Annotated in this window: 1 protein-coding gene; it reads left to right on the top strand. The window is 48.4% G+C overall.

Features of this window, described 5'->3' with window-relative positions; translation table 11 throughout:
- Window positions 1–106: 106 nt before the first annotated feature.
- Window positions 107–1648 carry an IS1182 family transposase gene (locus tag VM932_RS16635; protein ID WP_326280411.1) on the top strand — a complete coding sequence of 514 codons (1542 nt, stop codon included), beginning with the start codon at window positions 107–109 and terminating at the stop codon, window positions 1646–1648.
- Window positions 1649–1751 lie beyond the last annotated feature (103 nt).

Below are 1751 nucleotides of genomic sequence, written 5' to 3'. Positions count from 1 at the left end.
AAAGAAGCTGTCTCATAACCGGGACAGCTTTTTTATTGAATATACAGGAGCATTTGCTTGTTTTCATCCTGTATTTAGCGTAAATTATAGTCTGATAACCAGACGCATGAACACCAATTTTCAAGATTACAACCAACAGCAAAATTGGCTTTTTCCACCCAGCATAGAAGAACTGATCCCGCAGAACCATCCGGTGCGTGTGGTCAATGGGGTGATCGAACAACTTGACCTAGGGTTGCTCGTTGCAGAGTACAGCCGGGAGGGTAAACCGAGCTACCATCCCAAAATGATGCTCAAGGTAATGGTCTATGCTTATATGGACAACACCTACTCCTCCAGGAAGATCGAAAAGGCCATGCGCGAGAACATCAATTATATGTGGCTGTCCGCCCGACAGGTAGCCGATCACAACACCATCGCCCGTTTCCGTAGCAAAAAACTCAAGACCATCTTCAAGGATATCTTCAAGCAGGTGGTACTGCTCCTGGCCGAGGAAGGACTGGTCACCCTTAAGGAAGTCTTTACCGATGGCACCAAGATAGAGTCTATGGCAGGTCGGTACACCTTTGTATGGGGCAATGCCATCAAAACGCGCAGGGAGAAAATGTCAGAACAGCTGGAAGAGCTTTGGCAGTACGCCCAGAGCGTGGCCGATGAAGAGGACAAAGATCCAACACCACCGGACTTCACGAAAATGGACAGGGAGAAAGTGGAAAGGACCGCCCAAAAGATCAATAAAATACTCAAGGGAAACCCCGGGGTCGGCAGCAAACAGAGGGCCAAAGCACGGTACATTGAAAAGCACTTTCCCGCCAATATAGAAAAGTACGAAGGGCAGGAAGCGCTACTGGCCGGGCGCAACAGTTACAGCAAGACCGATCCCGACGCCACCTTCATGCGGATGAAAGAGGACCATATGCAGAACGGGCAGCTCAAGCCCGGTTACAACGTACAGATCAGTTCCGAGTCACAGTTTATCATCCATTACAGTCTCCACCAGACCACCAATGACATCCACACGCTCAAACCGCACCTGCAGACCTATGAATACCTTTACGGGGCACTCCCCGAAAACCTGACCGCCGATGCCGGCTACGGCAGTGAGGAGAACTATGGGTACCTTGAAAATGTGGGAATCGAGGGCTACGTGAAGTACAACACCTTTGACAAAGAGGAACAGACCTACAAATCCAAGAAAAAGAAAAATGGAAAGGACGATTTTAACAGAAATAACCTACACTATAATGCGGAAGGTGACTATTACGTATGCCCGATGGGACAGCATATGGAGCGAACACACGATCAGAAAAGGACCACCAAATCCGGTTACCGGCAAACAACCAGTATTTACCAGGCCAGGAACTGCCAGGGCTGCTCACTGCGCGGAATGTGCCATAAGTCAAAATACGACCGAAAAGTAGAGCGCAACCACCAACTGGAACGTCACAAAGAGGCCGTCAGGAAAAGGCTCACCAGCGAAGAGGGCATAGAAAGGCGAAAAAGACGGACCGCGGATGTGGAACCGGTGTTCGGTCATATCAAATCGAACCGTAACTTCAAACGATTTACCCATAAAGGAATCAAAAAGGTGGAATTGGAGTTCGGATTGCACGCATTGGCCCACAATATGCGCAAAAAAGCGGCATAGGGCCACTTGGAAAATTTATCCCTTCACCAAAATAGGAAAATTAAGAGGTCAAAGACACCAAATTAAAAAACCGCCCCATTCTGTGAAATGAGACGGCTTCTTT

The sequence above is a fragment of the Flagellimonas halotolerans genome, assembly GCF_035818535.1.
GTDB classification, from domain to species: domain Bacteria; phylum Bacteroidota; class Bacteroidia; order Flavobacteriales; family Flavobacteriaceae; genus Flagellimonas; species Flagellimonas halotolerans.
The sequence above is the reverse complement of the archived record's forward strand: the minus strand, read 5'-3'. Positions and strand labels throughout refer to the sequence as shown.

Excerpts from the sequence above, each read along its gene's own strand:
- VM932_RS16635 (WP_326280411.1), top strand. The coding sequence starts at position 107 with ATGAACACCAATTTTCAAGATTACAACCAACAGCAAAATTGGCTTTTT.